This is a genomic window from Enterobacter cloacae complex sp. 2015409 (assembly GCF_041365315.1).
GTDB classification, from domain to species: Bacteria; Pseudomonadota; Gammaproteobacteria; order Enterobacterales; family Enterobacteriaceae; genus Enterobacter; species Enterobacter pseudoroggenkampii.
Genome location: NZ_JBFTVM010000001.1, coordinates 35,992 through 60,715 on the forward strand (window position 1 = coordinate 35,992; position 24,724 = coordinate 60,715).

The 24,724-nt window shown below is 57.4% G+C and carries 26 protein-coding genes; 18 read left to right on the top strand and 8 right to left on the bottom strand.

Going from position 1 to position 24,724, the window contains the following annotated elements:
• Position 1: 1 nt before the first annotated feature.
• The 3 genes from qseG to glnB all read left to right on the top strand — a co-directional run bounded on the left by qseG (position 2) and on the right by glnB (position 2,467).
• Entirely contained in the window at positions 2-739 is a 738-nt protein-coding gene (qseG, locus tag ACDO57_RS00175; protein WP_024908631.1) for a two-component system QseEF-associated lipoprotein QseG, read from the top strand.
• On the top strand, positions 726-2,063 hold the full coding sequence (gene glrR / locus ACDO57_RS00180) for a two-component system response regulator GlrR (RefSeq protein WP_267215171.1): 1,338 nt from the start codon (positions 726-728) through the stop codon (positions 2,061-2,063). Before qseG ends, glrR begins: the two co-directional genes overlap by 14 nt.
• Before the next feature lie 65 nt (positions 2,064-2,128).
• Positions 2,129-2,467: a nitrogen regulatory protein P-II gene (gene glnB / locus ACDO57_RS00185; protein WP_003860685.1), complete on the top strand. Its 339-nt coding sequence runs from the start codon at positions 2,129-2,131 to the stop codon at positions 2,465-2,467.
• Between the two features lie 74 nt (positions 2,468-2,541).
• Here glnB and hmpA read toward each other — a convergent pair whose 3' ends face one another.
• Positions 2,542-3,732: an NO-inducible flavohemoprotein gene (hmpA, locus tag ACDO57_RS00190; protein WP_370883375.1), complete on the bottom strand. Its 1,191-nt coding sequence runs from the start codon at positions 3,730-3,732 to the stop codon at positions 2,542-2,544.
• Positions 3,733-4,036: 304 nt separating this feature from the next.
• On the opposite strand from hmpA, the gene glyA reads away from it, so the two are divergent.
• Positions 4,037-5,290 carry a serine hydroxymethyltransferase gene (gene glyA / locus ACDO57_RS00195; protein WP_008502165.1) on the top strand — a complete coding sequence of 418 codons (1,254 nt, stop codon included), beginning with the start codon at positions 4,037-4,039 and terminating at the stop codon, positions 5,288-5,290.
• Positions 5,291-5,344: 54 nt separating this feature from the next.
• On the opposite strand, the gene ACDO57_RS00200 is transcribed toward glyA, so the two are convergent.
• Entirely contained in the window at positions 5,345-5,767 is a 423-nt protein-coding gene (locus tag ACDO57_RS00200) for a DoxX family protein (RefSeq protein WP_024908634.1), read from the bottom strand.
• A gap of 172 nt (positions 5,768-5,939) precedes the next feature.
• Here ACDO57_RS00200 and ACDO57_RS00205 point away from each other — a divergent pair, with 172 nt between their 5' ends.
• Positions 5,940-7,085 (top strand): 3-phenylpropionate MFS transporter, encoded by a 1,146-nt coding sequence (locus tag ACDO57_RS00205; protein ID WP_008502163.1) that lies wholly within the window; start codon positions 5,940-5,942, stop codon positions 7,083-7,085.
• On the opposite strand, the gene csiE is transcribed toward ACDO57_RS00205, so the two are convergent.
• Complete coding sequence (gene csiE, locus ACDO57_RS00210; protein WP_370883376.1) at positions 7,080-8,357, bottom strand: stationary phase inducible protein CsiE; 1,278 nt, start codon at positions 8,355-8,357, stop codon at positions 7,080-7,082. The two genes, ACDO57_RS00205 and csiE, sit on opposite strands and share 6 nt — an antisense overlap.
• 125 nt (positions 8,358-8,482) lie before the next feature.
• On the opposite strand from csiE, the gene ACDO57_RS00215 reads away from it, so the two are divergent.
• Both ACDO57_RS00215 and ACDO57_RS00220 read left to right on the top strand, forming a co-directional pair.
• A complete protein-coding gene (locus ACDO57_RS00215) occupies positions 8,483-9,121 on the top strand; it encodes a DUF1007 family protein (RefSeq protein WP_024908637.1) in 639 nt (212 codons plus the stop codon).
• Positions 9,112-10,092: a nickel/cobalt transporter gene (locus ACDO57_RS00220; protein ID WP_370883377.1), complete on the top strand. Its 981-nt coding sequence runs from the start codon at positions 9,112-9,114 to the stop codon at positions 10,090-10,092. Before ACDO57_RS00215 ends, ACDO57_RS00220 begins: the two co-directional genes overlap by 10 nt.
• Before the next feature lie 40 nt (positions 10,093-10,132).
• Here ACDO57_RS00220 and suhB read toward each other — a convergent pair whose 3' ends face one another.
• On the bottom strand, positions 10,133-10,936 hold the full coding sequence (gene suhB / locus ACDO57_RS00225; RefSeq protein ID WP_024908639.1) for an inositol-1-monophosphatase: 804 nt from the start codon (positions 10,934-10,936) through the stop codon (positions 10,133-10,135).
• Positions 10,937-11,067: 131 nt separating this feature from the next.
• Between suhB and trmJ the strand changes: the two genes are divergently transcribed.
• The 11 genes from trmJ (at position 11,068) to sseB (ending at position 19,849) form a co-directional block, all read left to right on the top strand.
• Positions 11,068-11,793 carry a tRNA (cytosine(32)/uridine(32)-2'-O)-methyltransferase TrmJ gene (trmJ, locus tag ACDO57_RS00230; RefSeq protein ID WP_024908640.1) on the top strand — a complete coding sequence of 242 codons (726 nt, stop codon included), beginning with the start codon at positions 11,068-11,070 and terminating at the stop codon, positions 11,791-11,793.
• A 218-nt stretch (positions 11,794-12,011) separates the two neighbouring features.
• Complete coding sequence (gene iscR, locus ACDO57_RS00235) at positions 12,012-12,503, top strand: Fe-S cluster assembly transcriptional regulator IscR (RefSeq protein ID WP_024908641.1); 492 nt, start codon at positions 12,012-12,014, stop codon at positions 12,501-12,503.
• Between the two features lie 119 nt (positions 12,504-12,622).
• Positions 12,623-13,837 (top strand): cysteine desulfurase, encoded by a 1,215-nt coding sequence (iscS, locus tag ACDO57_RS00240; RefSeq protein ID WP_008502157.1) that lies wholly within the window; start codon positions 12,623-12,625, stop codon positions 13,835-13,837.
• Positions 13,838-13,861: 24 nt separating this feature from the next.
• Positions 13,862-14,248, top strand: a complete 387-nt coding sequence (gene iscU / locus ACDO57_RS00245; RefSeq protein WP_003860661.1) for a Fe-S cluster assembly scaffold IscU — start codon at positions 13,862-13,864, stop codon at positions 14,246-14,248.
• A gap of 13 nt (positions 14,249-14,261) precedes the next feature.
• Positions 14,262-14,585: an iron-sulfur cluster assembly protein IscA gene (gene iscA / locus ACDO57_RS00250; protein ID WP_003860659.1), complete on the top strand. Its 324-nt coding sequence runs from the start codon at positions 14,262-14,264 to the stop codon at positions 14,583-14,585.
• A 79-nt stretch (positions 14,586-14,664) separates the two neighbouring features.
• Positions 14,665-15,180 (top strand): co-chaperone HscB, encoded by a 516-nt coding sequence (gene hscB / locus ACDO57_RS00255; protein WP_024908642.1) that lies wholly within the window; start codon positions 14,665-14,667, stop codon positions 15,178-15,180.
• 14 nt (positions 15,181-15,194) lie between these two features.
• A complete protein-coding gene (hscA, locus tag ACDO57_RS00260) occupies positions 15,195-17,045 on the top strand; it encodes a Fe-S protein assembly chaperone HscA (protein WP_370883378.1) in 1,851 nt (616 codons plus the stop codon).
• 1 nt (position 17,046) lies between these two features.
• Positions 17,047-17,382, top strand: coding sequence for an ISC system 2Fe-2S type ferredoxin (gene fdx, locus ACDO57_RS00265; protein WP_003860652.1), 336 nt, complete (start codon positions 17,047-17,049; stop codon positions 17,380-17,382).
• A 1-nt stretch (position 17,383) separates the two neighbouring features.
• Positions 17,384-17,584, top strand: a complete 201-nt coding sequence (gene iscX, locus ACDO57_RS00270; RefSeq protein ID WP_370883379.1) for a Fe-S cluster assembly protein IscX — start codon at positions 17,384-17,386, stop codon at positions 17,582-17,584.
• 60 nt (positions 17,585-17,644) lie between these two features.
• On the top strand, positions 17,645-18,931 hold the full coding sequence (pepB, locus tag ACDO57_RS00275; protein WP_248165389.1) for an aminopeptidase PepB: 1,287 nt from the start codon (positions 17,645-17,647) through the stop codon (positions 18,929-18,931).
• Positions 18,932-19,072: 141 nt separating this feature from the next.
• Complete coding sequence (gene sseB, locus ACDO57_RS00280) at positions 19,073-19,849, top strand: enhanced serine sensitivity protein SseB (RefSeq protein WP_032648693.1); 777 nt, start codon at positions 19,073-19,075, stop codon at positions 19,847-19,849.
• 17 nt (positions 19,850-19,866) lie between these two features.
• Here sseB and ACDO57_RS00285 read toward each other — a convergent pair whose 3' ends face one another.
• The 4 genes from ACDO57_RS00285 to ACDO57_RS00300 all read right to left on the bottom strand — a co-directional run bounded on the left by ACDO57_RS00285 (position 19,867) and on the right by ACDO57_RS00300 (position 24,497).
• Complete coding sequence (locus ACDO57_RS00285; protein ID WP_024908646.1) at positions 19,867-20,637, bottom strand: MurR/RpiR family transcriptional regulator; 771 nt, start codon at positions 20,635-20,637, stop codon at positions 19,867-19,869.
• Positions 20,637-21,482: a 3-mercaptopyruvate sulfurtransferase gene (gene sseA / locus ACDO57_RS00290; protein WP_370883380.1), complete on the bottom strand. Its 846-nt coding sequence runs from the start codon at positions 21,480-21,482 to the stop codon at positions 20,637-20,639. The genes ACDO57_RS00285 and sseA overlap by 1 nt, the downstream gene beginning before the upstream one ends.
• 90 nt (positions 21,483-21,572) lie before the next feature.
• Positions 21,573-22,940, bottom strand: a complete 1,368-nt coding sequence (locus ACDO57_RS00295; RefSeq protein WP_167211940.1) for a 6-phospho-alpha-glucosidase — start codon at positions 22,938-22,940, stop codon at positions 21,573-21,575.
• A 12-nt stretch (positions 22,941-22,952) separates the two neighbouring features.
• Entirely contained in the window at positions 22,953-24,497 is a 1,545-nt protein-coding gene (locus ACDO57_RS00300; RefSeq protein WP_370883381.1) for a PTS transporter subunit EIIC, read from the bottom strand.
• Positions 24,498-24,724: the final 227 nt, after the last annotated feature.

Below are 24,724 nucleotides of genomic sequence, written 5' to 3' on the forward strand. Positions count from 1 at the left end.
AATGAATCTATGTCTGGTGAGTATGTCACACGTCTTTTCCCGCGCCGTACGCGCGGTGTTTTCCCGCAACACGCTTCGCCTGAGCCTGCCCTGTTTATTTCTGGCAGGGTGTGTTTCCCATGCGCCACAAAGTGCAATTAGCGATAAACAAGAAGATAAATGGCCCGATAACCAGCTGGCCGATTTCCTCTCAACCCGCTGTGACGATATCTGGAACCTGTCAGGTCATGACGTTGAAAGCAACCCGCTGTTCTGGCTGCGTGGAATAGATTGCGCCCAGCGTCTGGCCCCGGTAGACGCTCGCTCGAAGGCGGCGATGCTGGATGACGACACCTGGCAGGACGCTTTCAAGCGCGGCATTTTGCTGGCTGATGCGAAAATCACCCCCGTCGAACGGCGCGCCAACGTGACCCGACTGGACACGTTCGTGGTCAATCTTCCCGTGCAGGTACGCCCGGTATACCAGCTCTGGCGCGATGGGCAGACATTACAGCTTCAGCTGTCTGAAGAGCGCTCCCGCTACAGCAAGCTGCAACAGTCAACCGACAGCGAGCTTGATACGCTGCGTCAGCAGCAGCAACATTTACGTACGCAGCTCGATACCACAACGCGTAAGCTGGAAAACCTGACCGATATCGAAAGGCAGCTCTCGTCGCGCAAATATCAGCCGGGGAGTTCATCTGCGGCACCGGACAGCGATACGCCGAAACAAGAGGATGTGAAGCATGACGAGCCGTAAACCTGCCCATCTGTTACTGGTGGATGACGATCCCGGGCTGTTAAAGCTGCTGGGCATGCGTCTGGTGAGTGAAGGCTACAGCGTCGTGACCGCGGAAAGCGGGATGGAGGGGCTTAAGATCCTCAGCCGCGAGAAAATCGATCTGGTGATAAGCGACCTGCGGATGGACGAAATGGATGGCCTGCAGCTGTTCGCGGAGATCCAGAAACAGCAGCCGGGTATGCCGGTGATTATCCTGACGGCGCACGGGTCGATCCCGGATGCGGTTGCCGCGACGCAGCAGGGAGTATTCAGCTTCCTGACCAAGCCGGTAGATAAAGACGCGCTGTATAAGGCAATCGACAGCGCGCTGGAACACGCCGTCCCGGCGGGGGATGAAGCGTGGCGGGAGTCTATCGTCACCCGCAGCCCCGTGATGCTGCGTCTGCTTGAACAGGCCCGGATGGTGGCGCAGTCCGACGTCAGCGTGCTCATCAACGGCCAGAGCGGTACCGGGAAAGAGATCCTGGCCCAGGCGATCCATAACGCCAGCCCGCGCAGCAAGAACGCCTTTATTGCGATTAACTGCGGCGCGCTCCCGGAGCAGCTGCTTGAATCTGAACTGTTTGGTCACGCCCGCGGCGCATTCACCGGGGCGGTAAGCAGCCGGGAAGGGCTGTTCCAGGCCGCGGAAGGCGGCACGCTGTTCCTGGACGAGATTGGCGATATGCCCGCGCCGCTGCAGGTCAAGCTGCTGCGCGTGCTGCAGGAGCGCAAAGTGCGTCCGCTGGGCAGCAACCGCGACATTGATATTAACGTGCGTATTATTTCCGCCACCCACCGCGATCTGCCGAAAGTGATGGCCCGCAACGAGTTTCGCGAAGATCTCTACTACCGCCTGAACGTGGTGAACCTGAAGATCCCGGCGCTGGCGGAACGGGCGGAAGACATTCCGCTGCTGGCGAACCATCTTTTGCGCCAGGCGGCCGATCGCCATAAACCATTCGTGCGCGCGTTTTCCACCGATGCAATGAAGCGGCTGATGGCCGCAAGCTGGCCGGGCAACGTGCGTCAGCTGGTTAACGTGATTGAGCAGTGCGTGGCGTTGACCTCTTCACCGGTCATCAGCGACGCGCTGGTGGAGCAGGCGCTGGAAGGGGAAAACACGGCGCTGCCGACGTTTGCCGAAGCGCGGAATCAGTTTGAGCTCAACTATCTGCGCAAGCTATTGCAGATCACCAAAGGCAATGTGACCCACGCCGCGCGCATGGCCGGACGCAACCGCACCGAGTTCTACAAGCTGCTGTCGCGCCACGAGCTGGAAGCAAACGATTTTAAAGAGTAATGCCGTATGGTACTGTGAGCAATCGATTACGAGGCAGCTTACAGGCAAGAGTTTAAGGACCCACCATGAAAAAGATTGATGCGATTATTAAACCTTTCAAACTGGATGATGTGCGTGAAGCGCTGGCGGAAGTCGGCATCACCGGGATGACCGTGACGGAAGTGAAAGGTTTTGGTCGTCAGAAGGGCCACACCGAGCTTTACCGTGGCGCAGAGTACATGGTCGACTTTCTGCCGAAAGTAAAAATTGAAATCGTGGTCAGCGACGATATCGTCGATACCTGCGTGGATACCATCATCCGCACCGCGCAGACGGGCAAAATTGGCGACGGTAAAATCTTCGTCTTTGACGTGGCGCGCGTGATCCGTATCCGTACCGGCGAAGAAGACGACGCGGCGATTTAAACATTTTCCTGGCCGGGTAAGGCGCAGCCGCCACCCGGCGAAAAAAAAGCCCCTCGACCGAGGGGCTTTTTGCATTACAGCACCTTATGCGGGCCGAAGCACTCGTAATGAATGCTGTCTTTGTTCACGCCCAGCCCCACCAGCTGCTGCGCGGCATACTGCATAAACGCCACCGGCCCACAGACGTAGAACTGCATGTCCGGCGCGCTAAACGCCCCTTCCATCTGGCTTAAATTCATCAGACCTTCGCTGTCAAAGCGGGCATCTGCGCGGTCTGCCTCCGTCGGCAGGCGATACCAGGTGTGCGCGGTGAAGCGCGGCAGGGACGCCCCGAGCGTTTTCACCTCCTCCGCAAAGGCGTGTACGTCGCCGTTCTCGGCGGCATGGAACCAGTTAACCTGCGCGCCGTGGCGAGATTTTGCCAGCGTATCGAGCATCGCCAGCATTGGCGTTTGGCCGACGCCCGCAGAGATCAGCGTGACCGGTGTATTAGTGTCAACGGCCATAAAGAAGTCGCCCGCCGGCGCGGCCAGATGGACCACGTCGCCCACGTTCGCTTCGTTGTGCAGCCAGCTGGAAACCTGACCGCCGTCCTCACGCTTCACCGCAATGCGGTAGCCTTTGCCGTTTGGCTTGCGGGTAAGAGAATACTGACGGATCTCCTGATGCGGGAAGCCTTCAGGCTTCAGCCACACGCCCAGATACTGCCCTGGCTGGTAATCGGCCACCGGCTGTCCGTCCACCGGCTCAAACTCAAAGCTGGTAATCAATGCGCTGCGCGGGGTTTTCTCGACGATGCGGAACGCCCGCGTGCCTTCCCAGCCGCCGTTCTTGCTGGCGTTTTCGCTGTAGATCTGTGCTTCACGGTTGATAAACACGTTTGCCAGCACGCCGTAGGCTTTACCCCACGCGTCCAGCACCTCCTGGCCCGGGCTGAACATCTCGTCCAGCGTCGCCAGCAGGTGGCCACCCACAATGTTGTACTGCTCGGGTTGGATCTGGAAGCTGGTATGTTTCTGCGCAATCTTTTCTACCGCAGGCAGCAGTGCAGCCAGGTTTTCAATATTGCTGGCATAGGCCGCGATGGCGTTGAACAGCGCTTCACGCTGATCGCCGTTACGCTGGTTGCTCATGTTGAATATCTCTTTGAGCTCCGGGTTGTGCGTGAACATGCGATCGTAGAAATGGGCGGTGAGTTTAGGGCCGGTTTCCACCAGCAGAGGAATGGTGGCTTTTACGGTAGCGATGGTTTGAGCGTCGAGCATGAGCGCGTCCTTCTGATGTCACTTTAATGATGTATTTGAAATGCATCTTATAAAAAATACCCCTGCGTTGTAAATGGTTCTTTGCAAGATGAAAAATATGCATCACAAACCTGAAAAGAAATCCGCTGGAAAGGGCGAGAGCTTTATTCCTCAAACCCTTGCGTGGCGGGTAGGAAAACGTTTGCGTAAAATCGTTTGTCAAGACCTGTTATCACAGAACTAATCAGTTATACTGTTGCCCGTCGTCCAACAGGACTGCCTTTTCAGGCCAAAATTTACTTGTTAGCTGAGTCAGGAGATGCGGATGTTAAAGCGTGAAATGAACATTGCCGATTATGATGCCGAACTGTGGCAGGCTATGGAGCAGGAAAAAGTACGTCAGGAAGAGCACATCGAACTGATCGCCTCCGAAAACTACACCAGCCCGCGCGTCATGCAGGCGCAGGGTTCTCAGCTGACCAACAAATATGCTGAAGGTTACCCTGGCAAACGCTATTACGGCGGTTGCGAGTACGTTGATATCGTTGAGCAGCTGGCTATCGACCGTGCGAAAGAACTCTTTGGCGCTGACTACGCGAACGTGCAGCCGCACTCTGGCTCTCAGGCTAACTTCGCGGTTTACACCGCGCTGCTGCAGCCGGGCGATACCGTTCTGGGTATGAACCTGGCGCAGGGCGGCCACCTGACTCACGGCTCCCCGGTTAACTTCTCCGGCAAACTGTACAACATCATCCCTTACGGTATCGATGAGTCCGGTAAAATTGACTACGAAGACATGGCGAAGCAGGCTAAAGAGCACAAACCGAAGATGATCATCGGTGGCTTCTCTGCTTACTCCGGTATCGTTGACTGGGCAAAAATGCGTGAAATTGCAGACAGCATCGGTGCTTACCTGTTCGTTGACATGGCGCACGTTGCGGGTCTGATCGCCGCAGGCGTTTACCCGAACCCGGTTCCACACGCTCACGTTGTGACCACCACCACCCACAAAACCCTGGCGGGTCCACGCGGTGGCCTGATCCTGGCGAAAGGCGGTGACGAAGAGCTGTACAAAAAACTGAACTCCGCGGTGTTCCCAAGCGCGCAGGGCGGCCCACTGATGCACGTTATCGCGGCAAAAGCGGTAGCGCTGAAAGAAGCGATGGAGCCTGAGTTCAAGGTTTATCAGCAGCAGGTTGCCAAGAACGCCAAAGCGATGGTGGAAGTGTTCCTGAACCGTGGCTACAAAGTGGTATCCGGCGGTACTGAAAACCACCTGTTCCTGCTGGATCTGGTTGATAAGAACCTGACCGGTAAAGAAGCTGACGCTGCCCTGGGCCGCGCCAACATCACCGTGAACAAAAACAGCGTGCCAAACGATCCGAAGAGCCCGTTCGTGACCTCCGGTATCCGTATCGGTTCTCCGGCCGTGACTCGCCGCGGCTTCAAAGAAGCAGAAGTGAAAGAGCTGGCTGGCTGGATGTGTGACGTTCTGGACAACATCAATGACGAAGCGGTTATCGAGCGCGTCAAAGGTAAAGTTCTGGATATCTGCGCACGCTTCCCGGTATACGCATAATTCCTCTGCTTTGCAGAAATAAAAAAGGCCGCGCATGCGGCCTTTTTTTATGGCTTAACGCCGGTCAAGGGAAATAGCTCCTGGACCGACAATGGCCAGCAAAATAAAAGCACCGGCAATGCTGATGTTCTTGTAGAAGTTAATCATATTCGGTACGACCGCATCACCGGTCATATCCCAGTAGTGATGCCCAATCACCGCCGTTCCGAGGGTGTAGAACACAAACAGTACCGCGAGAGGACGGGTGAAAAAGCCCAGTACGATCAGAATGGCGGCAGGTACTTCCATCACCACCGCAATAATGGCCGCCAGCATGGGCATCGGCGTTCCCAGCGAGGTCATGTATTGTACGGTGCCGCTAAACCCCGTCAGTTTTGGATAACCAAAAATAATAAACAACACGACAAGCGCGATGCGGCCGATCAACAGCAGCAGGTGACGCGACTGACCGAAATCGAGATAACGTAGTGAGTTCATGGCAGAAAACCTCTGCAAGTGGAGTAATTTAAACGTAATACATATTTCCATTCCCTGCCATAAGCCAGGCGACTGCACAAGATGTTAATTTTTCGTTAATTTATAGCAGGCTATCTACTTGCTTAATTTTTATATTCTCGCCAGACTATGGCCTCGATTTCGGGAGGGATTCATGGTCTTGCATTCCACGCGCTGGCTGGCGCTCAGTTATTTCACCTATTTCTTTAGCTACGGTATTTTTCTGCCCTTCTGGAGCGTCTGGCTCAAGGGTATCGGCCTGACGCCCGAGACCATCGGCGTCCTGCTGGGGGCCGGGCTGGTGGCGCGTTTCCTCGGCAGCCTGCTGATTGCCCCGCGCGTCAGCGATCCCTCCTTACTGATCAAGGCCGTGCGCATTCTTGCTCTGCTGACCCTGGTCTTTGTGGCCTGCTTCTGGGTCAGCCACCAGTTTGCCTGGCTGATGGTGGTGATGGTCGGCTTTAACCTGTTCTTCTCACCGCTGGTGCCGCTGACGGATGCCCTGGCGAACACCTGGCAAAAGCAGATCACCATGGATTACGGTCGCGTGCGCCTGTGGGGCTCTATCGCCTTTGTGATTGGCTCGGCGCTGGTGGGCAAACTGGTCAGCCTGTACGATTACCGCGCCATTCTTGCCCTGTTGAGCATCGGTATTGCCTCGATGCTGCTGGGTATGCTGCTGCGACCGTCGGTGATGCCGCAAGGGGAAAGCCGCCATCAGGAGAGCGCCGGCTGGCCCGCATGGCGGAGCCTGGTCGCACAAAGCTGGCGTTTTCTGGCGTGTGTGTGCCTCCTTCAGGGGGCGCATGCGGCGTATTATGGCTTCAGCGCCATCTACTGGCAGGGGGCAGGGTATTCCGCTTCCGCCGTGGGCTATCTATGGTCGCTGGGCGTGGTGGCAGAAGTCATTATCTTTGCCCTGAGCAAAAAACTGTTCCGTCGCTTTGGCGCACGTGACCTGCTGCTGCTTTCCGCCGTGTGTGGGGTGGCGCGCTGGGGGATTATGGGCTGGACGACCGATCTGCCGTGGCTGATTGTGGCGCAAATTCTTCACTGCGGCACCTTTACCGTGTGCCATCTGGCAGCCATGCGCTATATCGCTGCGCGCGAGGGCGGGGACGTGATTCGCCTGCAGGCCGTCTATTCGGCAGTGGCAATGGGGGGCAGTATCGCGATCATGACGGTGTTTGCGGGGTTTCTCTATCAGCATCTGGGGCACGGCGTCTTCTGGGTGATGGCGCTGGTCGCCTTGCCCGCCATCGTTGTTCGCCCTAAAGTGGCCGCCCGCGCGTCGCTATGATTCCAGCATGGCGCGAATATGTTCTTGCTGCTGCGCGTTCAATGTCTCAACGGCATGAATCAACGGCGGCGAGAACAGCGGCAGGGCCGTAGGGTAGGGGGTGATAACCAGCGCGGCTTCGCGCGGCGCCCCCTCTTTCTGAAAGGCCTGCAGCGTCAGGTAGCGAATGTTGAGCGGCAGCAGCGTCAGCTCGCGAAGCTGCTGTTCAATCCGCTCCTCGCTGGCTTTATCGTCTCCCGTCAGCAGGATCACCTGTTTTTCATGCAGGTCAGTCTCCTGCATCAGCCAGGCGCCAAAAATCACCGCCACGAGGCTCATCTCTTCATCGGAAAAACGCAGCCCAAATTCCGCCTCCAGCTCAAACAGCGCCTCTTTCGTGGTGCGTAACAGTCGGGGATAAAGGCGGTGGATCTCCTCCGGCAGGTTATTGTCGATGCCGATCTCAAACAGCGAACGGTCCAGAGCCTGAGCCAGATGGATATACAGCTGATCGGTCAGCCCTTGTTCATCGCTGAAGTTCATCCCGGTCTGGGAACGAAAGCGGGCCACCATGCGCACGATGGCCCGACGTAGACGCTGATCCTGCTGGTGCTTATCAAGCACCGGATCGGGCGTGCGGAGCATCATAAACAGCAGCGCCAGAAACAGCTGTTCATTCCCGTGGGCACCCTGCGGGACGCGCCGTCTCCAGTGGCGCACGATCTCCTGGGCCGTAAAATACTCCCCTCTCGACTGGGTCCAGCTGCGCTGAACGTGGGAAAACTGCGGCGTATTCCCGAGCTGGTGCTGAATAAGGCAGTATTGTAGATAGAGTTGTAAAAACTGGACGTCGCGGCATTCAAACTGGCGCTGGAGCTTGCGTGAGCAGAAGCCGATCAGCGCCCTCAGGTTCGCATCGTCGTAAAGCGGACGCGCAATGCCGTGTTGTTTAAGCGCGGTTTTTAATGCGGGGGTAAACTGGTGCGAGACAAACTGCGGGCAAAGCCGCAGCGCCCGGCGCAGCCAGTGCAGCAGGCATAAACGCTGATTCAGGGCTGTGCCTTCAATCCGGTAGCAGCCGTCGTGGTGCGTGACGATATCCAGCCGGTGATAGCGCTGGATTTCATCGCGCGTCTCGGCTATATCTTGCCGTGCCATCGCGTCATCCACGCCGTTGGCAGCGATTATGCTCTGTGCGGTGACGGCAGCATCGGGCAGGTAAAGCATCAAAAGCACCTGGCAGCGGCGCTGCGAACTGGAAAGCACAGATGGAATTTCAAGCGTCGTCATCATCTGTCGGGTATCCAGTGTGAATGTTTGATAAGAATAGCTAAAGGATGAGCGCTGAAAAGCGCGCCGGCAGGCCTTTCACTCAGGATTGCTGGGGAACATCACAGAATTTTTGACGTGAGGAATTGATGCAAACAGTTAAACAATGTGCGATGGCGTTATTTTTGGCGGTTATCAGCTTAACCGCCAGCGCGCACCCTCACAGCTTTATCGACCTCAAAACCGAGCTGGTCACCGACGGCACGCAATTGAGCGGCCTGAAAATGCGCTGGACGATGGATGAAATCACCTCGGCCGATCTGCTCTACGATGCGGGAAATGCGAAGCCCGGCGATGAAATCTGGAAAAAGCTGGCGGCGGAAGTAATGGCCAACGTGCTCGGCCAGCACTACTTCACCGAGTTCTGGCACAACGGGCAAAAGGTCAAATTTCTGAACCGACCCACGGAATACGGGATGACGCGTGAAGGGCACCAGGCGGTGCTGACGTTCGTGCTTCCGCTGGCGCATCCGCAGCCGCTGGCGGGGCAAACGTACCGCTTTTCCACCTTTGACCCTACCTACTATGTTGACATGCGCTATGACAAAGACAGCGACGTACGGCTGCCGGACGCGCTGCAAAAAAGCTGCAAAATTGGCGTGCACACCCCGAAACCCAGCGAAGAGACGCTGAACTTTGCGGTCTCGCTTGATAAAGAAGATGCCCCACCCGAGGATATGGAATTGGGTAAACAGTTTGCGCAGGAGGTGACGTTACAATGTCAGTGATCTCCTCTCCGGTTCGGAAACCGCGCCGCTGGCTGCACCTCTGGCCGCTGGCGCTCTTTTTACTATTAGCAACTGGCGGTGCGCTGTGGCTGTGGCAGGCCTGGCCGCAGGTCATGATGAAAAGTATTATCTGGCAGCGTGAGGTCAACCAGCAGATGAGCGGTCTGCTGAAGGCGGTGGCGGAGAACCCGACCAAAGCGGGTGGTTCCCTGCTGGCGTTCAGTTTTGTCTATGGCGTTCTGCACGCCCTGGGGCCGGGGCACGGCAAAATCGTCATTACCACCTGGCTTGCTACCCATCCGTCGAAGCTCAAATCGAGTATCGGCCTGACGCTGGCCTCCTCGCTGCTGCAGGGCGGCGTGGCGATTGCGCTGGTCTTTGTTGTGCTTTCACTTTTGCAGCTTCCAGCGCGCCAGCTGCACATGAGCAGCTTCTGGCTTGAAAAAGGGAGCTATGCGCTGGTGGGCCTGCTGGGGCTGATCCTCTGCTGGCGGGCGCTCAAAAAGCTGCGCGTGCTGCTGCAAAAGCCGAAATTCAAAACCTTTACGCCGCACCACGTTCATGATGAAAACTGCGGCTGCGGACATCAGCATTTGCCCACGCAGGAACAATTACAGAACGGCGACGACTGGCGCGCGCGGCTAGTGATTGTTCTCTCTATGGGCATGCGCCCGTGTTCGGGTGCCATCATGGTGCTGCTGTTCAGTAAGGTGATAGGCGTGTTCGGCTGGGGCATGCTGTCCGCGCTGGCGATGGCGGCAGGAACCTCTCTCACCATTTCGTCTTTAGCGCTGCTGGTACACAGCTTCCGTCAGCTGGCGGTCAAACTCAGCGGCAATAAAACACCGGTGCTGTGGCGGCAGGTTGGCTGGACAACGCTCGCGCTGGCGGGCGGGGTGATTCTGCTGGTAGCGGCGGTAACGATGTGGATGAGTGCGGTGCCGGTGGGAAGGGGATTGCGGCCTTTTTAGTTTCAATTCCCTCTCCCACAGGGAGAGGGAATTACCGGGATTAACGCTTCAGCGCATCGCTCAGTTCATCACGCATGTTTGCCAGCATGGCTTTAACAACGCGTGGGTTACCCGCAACGATGTTGCCGGTAGACAGATAGTTATGGCCGCCGGTGAAGTCGCAAACAATGGCGCCTGCTTCACGCGCGATCAGCTCGCCCGCTGCAAAATCCCATGGCTTCAGTGAGAGTTCGAAGTAACCGTCAACGCGGCCGGTGGCAACATAGGCCAGATCCAGCGCAGCAGAACCGGTGCGACGGAAGTCCGCGCATTCGGTGAACAGTTTGCCCAGGATATTCATATAGGTGGTCGCGTGCTGTTTTGCCTTGAACGGGAAACCGGTCGCCAGGATGGTGCCGTCCAGATCGCGTGCGTTGCTGCAGCGCAGACGGTAGCCGTTCAGCTGTGCGCCCTGACCGCGGGTCGCGGTGAACAGTTCGTTACGCATTGGATCGTACACAACGGCGACTTCAGTACGGCCTTTAATGCGTACTGCGATAGACACAGAGAAGTGTGGCAGGCGTTTGACGAAGTTGGTGGTGCCATCCAGTGGATCGATAACCCATTGAACATCCTGATCGGTACCTTCATGTTCACCGCTTTCTTCGGTGATGATGGTGTGCTGTGGGTAAGATTTGCGGATCGTTTCGATAATAATCGCTTCTGCGGCTTTATCGACGTTCGTCACGAAATCATTGCTGCCTTTCTGGCTGGTTTCTACGGAGTCTGGCGTTTCGTAGTGTTTGGCAATTACATTACCCGCCTTGCGCGCTGCGCGCACGGCGATGGTCAGCATCGGATGCATCGGTCTCTCTCACTGGATGTTAAAGAACAGGAAAATCGGCGCAGAGTATAGCAGCGGGATCGGATTATGTCTCCCGTTTATGATAATATGCCCGAATATTCTTCAGACGCTGAATTCAGACATTAAAAATTATGCTGCAAAACATTCGAATCGTGCTGGTCGAAACATCGCACACCGGCAACATGGGCTCCGTTGCCCGCGCTATGAAAACCATGGGCTTAACGAACCTGTGGCTGGTTAACCCGCTGGTGAAACCCGACTCGCAGGCTATCGCGCTGGCGGCCGGGGCCAGCGACGTGATCGGCAATGCCCAGATCGTCGACACCCTTGACGAAGCGCTGGCCGGCTGCAGCCTCGTTGTGGGTACCAGCGCGCGTTCGCGCACGCTGCCGTGGCCAATGCTCGATCCGCGTGAATGCGGCCTGAAAAGTGTCTCGGAGGCAGAACAGGCGCCGGTTGCGCTGGTGTTTGGCCGCGAGCGCGTTGGCCTGACCAACGACGAGCTGCAGAAGTGTCATTATCACGTCGCGATTGCGGCAAACCCGGAGTACAGCTCGCTGAACCTGGCGATGGCGGTGCAGGTTATCGCTTACGAAGTCCGTATGGCGTGGCTGGCAACGCAGGAAAAAGAGGTCGAGCCGAAAGAAGAGACGGCTTACCCGCTGGTGGACGACCTTGAGCGTTTCTACGGTCACCTGGAGCAGACGCTGCTCTCAACCGGCTTTATCCGTGAAGGCCACCCGGGCCAGGTGATGAACAAGCTGCGCCGTATGTTTACCCGCGCGCGTCCGGAAAGCCAGGAGCTGAACATCCTGCGCGGGATTCTGGCGTCGATTGAGCAGAAGAATAAAGAGTAGTGCCGGTTTGTTTTCTCTCTCCCTGTGGGAGAGGGGCGGGGTGAGGGCATCAGGCCGCACCTGTATTATGAAGGCACAGAAGGTTAAATACCTGACTAAAACAGTCAAGTAAATAGTTGACCATTTTAGTCAGGAATGTCAGACTTGGCCCTGCTATGCAATACCCCATTTTACTATAAAAAACCCCGGGCAGGGGCGAGTTTGAGGTTAAGTAAGACATGAGACTGACATCTAAAGGGCGTTATGCCGTGACCGCGATGCTGGACGTTGCGCTCAACTCCGAAGCGGGCCCGGTTCCGTTGGCTGATATTTCTGAACGACAAGGGATCTCCCTCTCTTATCTGGAACAGCTGTTCTCCAGACTGCGTAAAAATGGACTGGTTTCCAGCGTTCGTGGTCCAGGCGGCGGTTATCTGCTGGGTAAAGACGCGGGCAGTATTGCAGTTGGTGAAGTGATTAGCGCAGTTGACGAATCCGTTGACGCGACCCGTTGCCAGGGTAAAGGCGGCTGCCAGGGCGGCGATAAGTGCCTGACCCACGCGCTGTGGCGCGATCTGAGCGACCGTCTCACCGGCTTCCTGAACAACATCACCCTGGGTGAACTGGTCAATAACCAGGAAGTTCTGGATGTCTCTGGTCGTCAGCACAGTCAGGATTCCCAACGCAGCACCCGCGCGCAGGACGCTATCGACGTCAAACTGCGCGCGTAATAAAACGATAAGTATTTCAGAATCAGGCCGGGGCGAAGACTCGCCCCGTGTACTCGGTCGTACATCCAGCCGGTTGCCTGATTCCTTGCATTGAAGCGATGTACGGAGTTTAAAGAGCAATGAAATTACCGATTTATCTCGATTACTCCGCAACCACGCCGGTGGACCCGCGTGTTGCCGAGAAAATGATGCAGTGTCTGACCCTGGACGGAAACTTTGGTAACCCAGCTTCCCGTTCACACCGTTTTGGCTGGCATGCTGAAGAGGCGGTTGATATCGCCCGTAATCAGATTGCTGACCTGGTGGGTGCCGACCCGCGTGAGATTGTTTTCACCTCCGGTGCGACCGAATCCGACAACCTGGCGATCAAAGGTGCAGCCAACTTTTATCAGAAAAAAGGCAAGCACATCATCACCAGCAAAACCGAACATAAAGCCGTGCTGGACACCTGCCGTCAGCTGGAGCGTGAAGGGTATGAAGTCACCTACCTGGCGCCACAGAGCAACGGCATCATCGACCTGAAAGAGCTCGAAGCGGCCATGCGTGATGACACCATTTTGGTTTCCATCATGCACGTCAACAACGAAATCGGCGTGGTACAAGACATCGCGACCATCGGCGAAATGTGCCGCGCGCGCGGTATCATCTACCACGTGGACGCGACCCAGAGCGTGGGCAAACTGCCTATCGACCTGAGCCAGCTGAAAGTTGACCTGATGTCCTTCTCCGGCCACAAAATCTATGGCCCGAAAGGGATTGGCGCGCTGTACGTGCGTCGTAAACCACGTATCCGCATCGAAGCACAGATGCACGGTGGCGGTCACGAGCGCGGCATGCGTTCCGGTACGCTGCCTGTTCACCAGATCGTGGGCATGGGCGAAGCCTACCGCATTGCAAAAGAAGAGATGGAAACCGAGATGGCACGCCTGCGCACGCTGCGTAACCGTCTGTGGGACGGCGTGAAAGATATGGAAGAAGTGTATCTGAACGGCGATCTCGAGCAGGGCGCACCGAACATCCTCAACGTCAGCTTCAACTATGTTGAAGGCGAGTCGCTGATCATGGCGCTGAAAGACCTGGCGGTTTCTTCCGGTTCTGCCTGTACCTCTGCAAGCCTTGAGCCATCCTACGTGCTGCGCGCGCTGGGTATGACTGACGAGCTGGCACACAGCTCTATCCGTTTCTCTTTAGGTCGTTTCACTACCGAAGAAGAGATTGACTACACCATCAAGCTGGTTCGCAACTCCATTGGCCGTCTGCGCGACCTTTCTCCACTGTGGGAAATGTTCAAGCAGGGCGTGGATCTTAACAGCATTGAATGGTCACATCACTAATCGGTACATAAGGAGAATTCAATCATGGCATACAGCGAAAAAGTCATCGATCATTACGAAAACCCACGCAACGTTGGCTCTTTTGACAACAGTGACGAATCTGTTGGTAGCGGCATGGTCGGTGCGCCGGCGTGTGGCGACGTGATGAAGTTGCAGATTAAAGTCAACAATGAAGGTATCATTGAAGACGCGCGCTTCAAGACCTACGGCTGCGGTTCTGCTATCGCGTCCAGCTCCCTGGTCACCGAATGGGTGAAGGGCAAGTCTCTGGACGAAGCACAGGCAATCAAGAACACGGATATTGCTGAAGAACTCGAACTGCCACCGGTGAAAATTCACTGCTCAATTCTGGCAGAAGACGCGATCAAAGCCGCCATTGCGGATTACAAAAGCAAACGTGAAGCAAAATAATTGAGGTTTGAGTATGTCGATTACCCTTAGCGACAGCGCTGCCGCGCGAGTAAGCTCTTTTCTGGCGAACCGTGGTAAAGGCTTTGGCCTGCGACTGGGCGTACGTACCTCCGGCTGTTCTGGTATGGCTTACGTACTGGAGTTTGTTGATGAACCGGCGTCTGACGACACCGTGTTTGAAGACAAGGGCGTGAAGGTGGTGGTCGATGGCAAAAGCCTGCAATTCCTCAACGGCACTCAGCTGGACTTCGTTAAAGAAGGCCTGAACGAAGGGTTTAAATTCACGAACCCGAACGTCAAAGACGAGTGTGGTTGCGGCGAAAGCTTCCACGTTTAACCGCGCGTCATCCGAAACCCCACCGTGGCGTACCCGCTGCGCGTGGGGTTTGTTATAACAGGCTACCCCTGAGATTGTTATGGATTACTTCACTCTCTTCGGACTTCCCGCTCAATACCCGATTGATCTCCAGGCGCTGACGATCCGCTTTCAGGATCTTCAGCGTCAGTACCATCCGGACAAATTCGCGAGCGGTACTCAGGCAGAACAGCTGGCTGCGGTATCGCACTCTGCGACCATCAACCAGGCCTGGCAGACGCTGCGTCATCCGCTGGCGCGCGCTGAATATCTGCTCTCGCTCCACGGTTTTGATCTGGCGAGCGAACAGCACACCGTGCGCGACACGGCGTTTCTGATGGAGCAGCTGGAGCTTCGCGAAGAGCTCGATGAGATTGAACAGGCCAAAGACGAAGCGCGTCTGGAAAGCTTTATTACGCGCGTGAAGGGCATGTTCGATACCCGCCATCAGCAGATGGTGGAGCAACTGAACAACGAGACCTGGGACGTGGCGGCAGATACTGTGCGCAAACTCCGTTTTCTCGATAAACTGCGAAGCAGTGCTGAACAACTCGAAGAAAAGCTGCTCGATTTTTAATTTCGGAAGCAATTATGGCCTTATTACAAATTAGTGAGCCTGGCTTAAGTGCCGCACCGCACCAGCGTCGTCTGGCGGTGGGTATTGACCTGGGCACCACCAATTCCCTCGTGGCGACCGTGCGCAGCGGCCAGGCGGAAACGCTGGCTGACGAGCAGGGCCGCCATCTGCTGCCTTCCGTGGTCCACTACCAGCAGCAGGGTCACGCGGTCGGCTATGACGCCCGCGCCAACGCCGCGCGCGATCCGGCCAACACCATCAGCTCCGTCAAGCGCATGATGGGCCGCTCGCTGGCCGATATTCAGACCCGCTACCCGCATCTGCCGTATCAGCTGCAGGCCAGTGAAAACGGCCTGCCGATGATCGCGACCGCGGCCGGTCTGCTGAACCCGATTCGTGTTTCTGCTGACATTCTCAAAGCGCTGGCGGAGCGCGCTACGGCAACGCTCGGCGGCGACCTGGACGGCGTGGTGATCACCGTTCCTGCGTACTTTGACGATGCACAGCGTCAGGGCACCAAAGACGCCGCGCGTCTGGCGGGCCTGCACGTGCTGCGTCTGCTGAACGAACCGACGGCGGCGGCGATTGCCTACGGCCTCGACTCCGGTCAGGAAGGGGTCATTGCGGTTTACGATCTCGGCGGCGGTACCTTTGATATTTCAATCCTGCGCCTGAGCCGTGGGGTATTTGAAGTGCTGGCGACCGGCGGGGATTCCGCGCTGGGCGGTGATGACTTCGACCATCTGCTGGCGGACTACATTCGCGAGCAGGCGGGCATCAGCGATCGCAGCGATGCGCGCGTACAGCGTGAACTGCTGGATGCGGCCATCGACGCCAAAATCGCCCTGAGCGATGCGCAGACGGTTACCGTCAATGTTGCGGGCTGGCAGGGTGATATCACCCGCGATCAGTTCAGCGATCTGATCGCCCCACTGGTGAAACGCACCTTACTGGCCTGCCGTCGCGCATTGAAAGATGCGGGCGTTGAGGCGAACGAGGTGCTGGAAGTGGTCATGGTGGGCGGTTCGACCCGCGTGCCGCTGGTGCGCGAGCGCGTGGGCGAATTCTTTGGCCGCACGCCGCTGACCTCCATCGACCCGGACAAAGTGGTTGCTGTAGGTGCCGCAATCCAGGCCGATATTCTGGTCGGCAACAAGCCGGACAGCGAAATGCTGCTGCTGGACGTCATCCCGCTGTCGCTGGGCTTAGAAACCATGGGCGGCCTGGTGGAGAAAGTGATCCCGCGTAACACCACCATTCCGGTGGCGCGCGCGCAGGAGTTCACCACCTTTAAAGACGGCCAGACCGCGATGTCCATCCACGTGATGCAGGGCGAACGCGAGCTGGTGCAGGACTGCCGCTCTCTGGCGCGCTTTGCGCTGCGCGGTATCCCGGCGCTGCCTGCAGGCGGGGCGCATATTCGCGTCACCTTCCAGGTGGATGCCGACGGCCTGCTGAGCGTCACGGCGATGGAAAAATCCACCGGCGTGGAATCGTCCATCCAGGTGAAGCCGTCCTACGGCCTGACCGATGGCGAAATCGCCTCTATGATTCAGGACTCAATGAGCTACGCCGAGCAGGATGTGAAGGCGCGTATGCTGGCGGAGCAGAAAGTTGAAGCCGCCCGCGTGCTGGAAAGCCTGACCGGCGCGCTCGCTGCCGACGCCGCGCTGCTCAGCGCCGCTGAGCGTCAGGTGATTGACGAAGCCGCCGCGCGCTTAAGCGCCGTGGCCGAAGGCAATGACGCTGACGCAATAGAAGAAGCCATTAAAAACGTTGATAAACAAACCCAGGACTTTGCTGCTCGCCGCATGGACAAATCTGTCCGCGTCGCGCTGAAAGGCCAGTCCGTGGACGAGGTTTAATATGCCAAAGATTGTAATTTTGCCTCATGCGGACCTCTGTCCGGATGGCGCTGTTCTGGAAGCGAAGACCGGTGAAACCATTCTCGATGTTGCCCTGCGTGCAGGTATCGAAGTGGAACACGCCTGTGAGAAATCCTGTGCCTGCACCACCTGCCACTGCATCGTGCGTGAAGGTTTTGACTCTCTTGCCGAGAGCACCGAAGACGAAGACGACATGCTGGATAAAGCATGGGGTCTGGAGCCAGACAGCCGCCTGAGCTGCCAGGCTGCGGTGACCGATGAAGATCTGGTCGTGGAATTCCCACGCTACACCATCAACCACGCACGCGAGCATTGATATGGGACTGAAGTGGACAGACAGCAGTGAAATCGGCGAAGCGCTCTACGACGCGAACCCGGATCTCGATCCGAAGACCGTACGATTCACCGACATGCACCAGTGGATCTGCGATTTAGAGGATTTCGACGACGATCCAAACGCATCCAATGAAAAAATTCTGGAGGCGATTCTGTTAGTCTGGTTAGATGAAGCAGAATAAATAACAAAACGGGCTGCCTTCAGGCGGCCCGTTTGCTAGTTGCTAATAAGGAAAAATAAAATGACCGAAGCGATGAAGATTACGCTCTCTACGCAGCCCGCCGACGCGCGCTGGGGCGAGAAAGCCAGCTACAGCATCAACAACGACGGTATTACCCTGCACCTGACGGGCAACGATGATTTGGGCCTGATCCAGCGCGCCGCGCGTAAAATTGACGGTCTGGGCATTAAGCATGTCTCCCTGGAAGGCGAAGGTTGGGACACCGACCGCAGTTGGGCATTCTGGGCAGGCTACAAAGGCCCAAAAGGCACCCGCAAAATTGAGTGGGCAAACCTCGACGAAGCCGGTCAGAAAGAGCTGGAAAGCCGCCTGCAAATTATCGACTGGGTGCGCGACACCATCAACGCTCCGGCGGAAGAGTTAGGCCCGGAGCAGCTGGCGCAGCGCGCCGTTGACCTGCTGTGCGGCGTGGCGGGCGACAAGATGTCCTACCGCATCACCAAGGGTGAAGACCTGCGCGAGCAGAACTACATGGGTATTCATACCGTGGGCCGTGGTTCTGAGCGTCCACCGGTGCTGCTGGCGCTGGACTACAACCCAACCGGCAATAAAGACGCTCCTGTCTTTGCCTGCCTGGTAGGTAAAGGTATCACCTTCGACACCGGCGGCTACAGCCTGAAGCAGAGCGCGTTCATGGACTCCATGAAGTCTGACATGGGCGGTGCAGCCACCATCACCGGCGCGCTGGCGTTTGCGATTACCCGCGGTCTGAACAAGCGCGTGAAGCTGTACCTGTGCTGCGCGGACAACATGGTGAGCGGTAACGCCTTCAAGCTGGGCGACATCATTCGCTATCGCAACGGCAAAAACGTCGAAGTGATGAACACCGACGCCGAAGGCCGTCTGGTGCTGGCCGATGGCCTGATCGACGCGTCTGCCCAGAAGCCAGAGCTGATTATCGATATGGCGACCCTGACCGGCGCGGCGAAAACCGCGCTGGGTAACGACTACCATGCGCTGTTCAGCTTCGACGACAAGCTGGCCGCTCGCCTGCTGGCCAGCGCCGCTGCAGAAAATGAACCGTTCTGGCGTCTGCCGCTGGCCGAGTTCCACCGCAGCCAGCTGCCGTCCAACTTTGCCGAGCTGAACAATACCGCCAGCGCGGCGTACCCGGCGGGCGCAAGCACCGCGGCAGGCTTCCTGTCTCACTTCGTTGAGAATTATCATGAAGGCTGGCTGCACATCGACTGCTCCGCAACGTACCGTAAAGCCGCGGTTGAGCAGTGGTCTGCGGGCGCAACCGGTCTGGGTGTGCGTACCGTGGCGAACCTGCTGACGGCGGAGTAATCTTTTTAGCCGGGTGGCGCTACGCTTAAGCGCGCCTTCGGAGTCATCATATTGCCCGGCGGCGCTGCGCTTGCACGGGCCTACGGTTTTGTAGGCCGGGTAAGCGAAGCGCCACCCGGCGTTTTTTGAAGTAGCCAAACTATGTCAGATACCAAAAACGAATTAGAAACCCTGCTGGAGCAGGCTGCGACCGAGCCCGCCCACCGTCCGGCTTTTTTCCGCACGCTGCTGGAATCCACCGTCTGGGTGCCGGGCACCGCGGCGGAAGGTGAGCAGGTTGTCGAAGACAGCGCGCTGGATCTGCTGCACTGGGAGAAAGATGACGGCACGTCGGTGATCCCGTTCTTTACTTCGCTGGAAGCCCTGCAGGAAGCGGTAGAAGACGAACAGGCGTTCGTGGTAATGCCGGTGCGTACCCTGTTTGAAATGACGCTGGGCCAGACGCTGTTCCTCAACGCTAAATTGCCGACCGGGAAAGAGTTCACGCCGCGTGAAATCAGCCACCTGATAGGTGAAGAGGGCAACCCGCTCAGCACCCAGGAAGTGCTTGAAGGGGGCGAAACGCTGCTGCTGTCTGAGGTGGCCGAGCCGCCCGCGCAGATGATTGATTCCCTGACGACGCTGTTCAAAACGCTCAAGCCCGTCAGGCGCGCGTTTCTCTGCTCTATCAAAGAGCGCGCGGACGAAAAGCCGGTGCTGTTGATCGGTATTGAGGCCGATGGCGATTTCGACGAGATCGTTCAGGCGGCGGGCAGCGTGGCGACCGACACGCTACCGGGCGATGAGCCGATTGATATTTGTCAGGTGAAAAACGGTGAGAAGGGTATCAGCCACTTTATTACCGAGCACATCACCCCGTTCTACGAGCGTCGCTGGGGCGGCTTCCTGCGCGATCTCAAAACCAACCGCATCATCTGATTACGGCGGGGTGAATGTCACCCCGTTGCTTCCAGCAGCAGTAAATCCATCAGCAGCACCAGATTCGACTCAAACGACGTCACCCCTGCGGCTTCGGCGGCGTAGTGTACCGCTTCGTCATAGAGCGCAAAGTGAACGTCGGCCATCTCTGCCAGCGTGTTGGCCGAGGCGCGGGTAAACGCGACGATGGTCATGCCGACGTTTTTGGCAATCCGCGCTTTATCCAGCACCTGCTCCGTTTCGCCGCTGCGCGAGACGGCAATAAACACCTGATAGCGCGCGGCGTTGCTGAGGAAAATATTCCTGCTGTCCCCCGGCCCGGAGATAAACGCCGTTTTGCCCAACACCTGCAGCTTCTTGGTCAGGTACTCCGCAAAGAGATAGGAAAACCCGGCGCCGTAGAGAAAGAAGCTCTCTTTCTGGCGCAGCAGGTCGGCAAACTGCTGTCGCTTCTCCTGCGTGACCCACTGAAAGGTGTGCTGATAGTTGGCGATAAACTGATTAAACAGCGCCGGGAGCTCAGGACGCGATTGCCCCTGAACGGCAATATGCGGCGTGTCGGAGAGCAGCTGCTTGCAGTGCCAGATAAACTCGCTAAAGCCGCTGAACCCCAGCTTCTGGCACAGCCGCATGATGGTGGCGGTAGAAACAAACGTCGCCTGAGCAAGCTCTCGCACCGTGATGTTGCCCACCAGCAGCGGATGCTCCGTGAGGTGGGCGAGGACGCGATACTCCGCGCGGGTCAGCGATGCCCCGCGCGTTAACAGCGTGGCCAGGCGGTTATCCATTATTTCGCGGGTTCGACAGGCAGATCGTCTCGCGCACCCCATTCGCTCCAGGCGCCGTCGTAGAGCGTGACGTCGTTCGCGCCGAGCGTGGCGAGCGCCAGGATCACCACGCAGGCCGTAACACCGGAGCCACAGCTGGCAATAATCGGACGATGTAAATCCACGCCAGCACGGTCAAAAATGGCGCGCAGCTCGTCGGTAGTTTTCAGCTCACCCTCAAATACCAGATCGCCCCACGGCACGTTCAGCGCGCCCGGAATATGTCCGCGCTTCAGCCCCGGACGCGGTTCATCCGCTTGGGCATTGAAGCGTGGAGCAGGACGGGCATCGACGATTTGCGCCGTTTTTTCATGGCTCACGACCAGCACGTCGGTCAGGCGTTTTACCACGTGGGTGTCAAAGGTCGCGTCGAATTCACCTTCCGGCAGCGTGACGTCACCCTGCTGAAGCGGCAGCTCGTCGCGCTTCCAGCCCGCCAGCCCACCGGCAAGAATCGAGATTTTTTCCACGCCGAAGTTTTTCAGCATCCACCACGCGCGCGGCGCGGAGAAGAGGTTACCTTCATCATAGACAACGAGGTGTTTGTCTTTGCTGATGCCCAGCTCGCGCATCGCCACGGAAAACGCTTCCGGGCGCGGCAGCATGTGCGGCAGGGGAGAGGTGTGATCGGAGAGGGCTTCAATATCAAAAAATACCGCACCCGGCAGATGCCCGGCACGGTATTCACCGGGCACGTCACGATGCTCTTGTCCCGGAGGGGCCATACGCGCGTCGATAATCTGAACTTCCGGATCGTCGCCGTGCTCAATCAGCCAGTCGGCAGCGACAAAATATGAGGTGGACATGGGTTGCCTCCATTCTTTTCCGTAAAAAAGGATTGTCGGTGTTTTTTCTGACACCGACAAGCAAACCACGTTCAACTCGCGAGCAAGCCCCTATTTTTTCACCGGTTCGCCGTCCTGCCAGGCTTTTTGCAGCGCTGGCCAGTAGTCGCGGTTGGCCTCAATCATCTCATCCAGAATGGCTTTTGCATGTTCCATGGTCGGCACGGTGCGGTTGAGGGTAAACGCCTGCAAGGCTTTCTCATAGCTGCCTTCGATAGTCGCCTCCACCAGCAGCTGTTCAGAGGCGAGCTGCTGTTGCAAAAGGGTCTGATGGAATAGCGGCACCTGACCGATGCGGATCGGTTCCGGGCCCTCGGAGGTGATATAAGCGGGAACTTCCACCACCGCATCGTACGGCAGGTTGGTAATCGCCCCGCGGTTTTCCACCATCACCAGATGGCGGCTTCGCAGGTTAAAGGCCAGCGAGCAGGCCACATCGACGATAAACTCGCCGTGGACGCCCACATGGAAGGCATCCGGTAAAATTCCGGTGCGTTGATATTCTTCAGCGGCGGCGAACAGCTTTTTCTCGCGCCCGTCCATCACTTCATTAGCGCGGGTATAGTCCGGGTTCTGGTGCGCCACAATCTGGTTCGGCATCAGGTAATACTGCAGATACGGGTTCGGCAGATACTCGGGGAAATTGTCCATGATCGGCTTGATGTTGCGCCAGGTTTTCACCCAGGAGGGGTCAGAATGCTGCGGATCGGTTTTAGCCGCATCTTCCGTCAGCAGGCCAAACTTAGCGATATGCTTACGCAGCGCCGGGAGCTTGTCTTCGCCGTCCACCAGCACGCGGGTAAACCAGCCGAAGTGGTTCAGGCCGAAGTAGTCCACTTCCAGCCTGCGGCGATCGACACCCAGAATCGCCCCCATATTGCGCATGGCGGCCACCGGCATATCGCAGATGTTCAGCACCCGCGCATTTGGCCGCAGACGGCGCACGCCCTCCGCGACGATCGCCGCCGGGTTGGAGTAGTTCACGATCCAGGCTTTTTCATGCGCGTAGCGATCGACCAGATCGATAAGCTCCACCATCGGCAGGATCGTGCGCAGGCCGTAGGCCAGCCCGCCGGGGCCGCACGTTTCCTGGCCCACCACGCCGTGACGCAGCGGGATCTTCTCATCCTGCTCGCGCATCTTATACTGACCGACGCGCATCTGGGCAAAGACGAAATGGGCGCCGCTGAAGGCCACTTCCGGGTCGCTGGTGACGGTAAATTTGATGTGCTGACTGTGGTCGCGAATGACCTTCTCGACGACGGGCGCAATGGTGTTCTGACGCGCCTCGTCGATATCGTACAGGCGAATTTCGGCCAGCGGGAAATCCTGGAGGCGCACCATCAGGCTTTTCACAATGCCCGGCGTGTAGGTGCTGCCGCCGCCGGCAATCGACAGAATGAATGGGGGTGTAAACATCTTTAGCTCCTTTCAGAGAAACGTCTCAACGGCTTCTCGCATTTTTTTGACGTGCAGCCCATAGACCACCTGAACGTTGTTACCTTGTTTGATAATCCCTTTCGCGCCGGTCGTCTTCAGACGCGGCTCGTCGATAATGGCGACGTCCTTTACCGTGACGCGTAAGCGGGTGTAGCAGTTGTCCACCACTTCAATATTTTCCCGGCCGCCCAGCCCCACCACGATGGACTCGCCCAGACCGTCGTTATTGCCCTTCGCCTGGTACTCCTGCTTGCTGTAGAGGCGCGTCTCCTGGTCCTCATCTTCACGGCCCGGCGTTTTCATGTTGAAGCGCAGGATCAGGAAGCGGAACACCACGAAGTAGAGGGCGAACATGATCAGCCCGACCAGGATGTACATCGGCCAGTTGGACTTCTCCGTGCCGAGCGGCAGGTTGTAGAGGATGAAGTCGATAATCCCGTTGGCGCCGATGGCGTGAACGCCCAGCAGGGAGAACAGCATCATGCCGATGCCGGTCAGCACCGCGTGCACCACGAACAGCAGCGGGGCGACGAACAGGAAGGAGAATTCAATCGGCTCGGTGACGCCGACCAGCAGCGAGGTCAGCGCCGCCGGGATCAGAATCGCTTTGGCCGCCGCTTTACGCTCTGGCCTGGCAGTCATATACATCGCCAGCGCCGCGGCGGGCAGGCCAAACATCTTGCTGATGCCGCGGGCGTCCCACACCACGGTGCTGCTGAGCTGCTTCACCTGCGGGCAGGCCATTTCGGCAAAATAGATATTGCGCGCGCCCTGATACACCGTGCCGCAGACCTCCTGCGTGCCCCCGAGTTCGGTATAGAGGAACGGGGTATAGACCAGATGGTGCAGGCCAGTGGGGACCAGAATGCGTTCCAGGAAGCCGTAGATGGCCACGCCAAACGGTCCGGAACCTTTGATGGCCAGCGCCAGGGCGCTAATACCTTGCTGGGCAAACGGCCACAGTTCGCTCATCACTACGCCGAGCAGCATGGAGACCGGAAGCATCACAATGGCGACAAAACAGTGGCCGGAGTAAATCGCCATCGCGCCGTTAAACTGTACGCCGGAGTATTTGTTGTACAGATAGCCGGAGAGCGCACCGGTCAGGATCCCGGCAAAAACGCCCATCTCCAGCACCTGCACGCCCAGCACCATGGTTTGTCCGGCCGCTTTCATCTGAGCAGCTGGCGCCAGCGCGCCCTGCAGCTGCAGCGTGACGTTCATGGCGTTGATGAATACGACAAAGGTCACCAGACCAATCAGCGCGGCATAGCCTTTATCACGCGTCGCCAGACCAATCGGGATCCCTACCGCAAACACCAGCGCCAGGTTCACCAGCACCGACACGGCAGATTTCGCGATAAGCTGACCAATATGCTGAATCAGGGGATGGCCAAGAAACGGCAGATACTCCGCGAGATTACCGTTACCCAGCACGTTACCAAAGGCAATGAACAGACCGACGATCGGTAAGATAAGTACCGGTCCGTACAATGATTTTCCGAAATTTTGTAGGGCGTTCACGGCTCGTTTCATGGCTTTCTCTCTTATTGAACCGCGCACTCGGGGTGCGTCATGGTCATAAAACTAGCAGTCTTCAGGCGCGCTTATCCAGCTATCTTCTTGTTTTAAAAACAAATGACGTAAAAGGTTACATGTGACGTTATGTGCTGTGATCGCGGTTCCATCACGGCGTAGCGGCGTGTTGCCATTCTGCGAGGCGCTTTCCAGATTCTAAAATTGGACTTTTTGAATTAATGAAA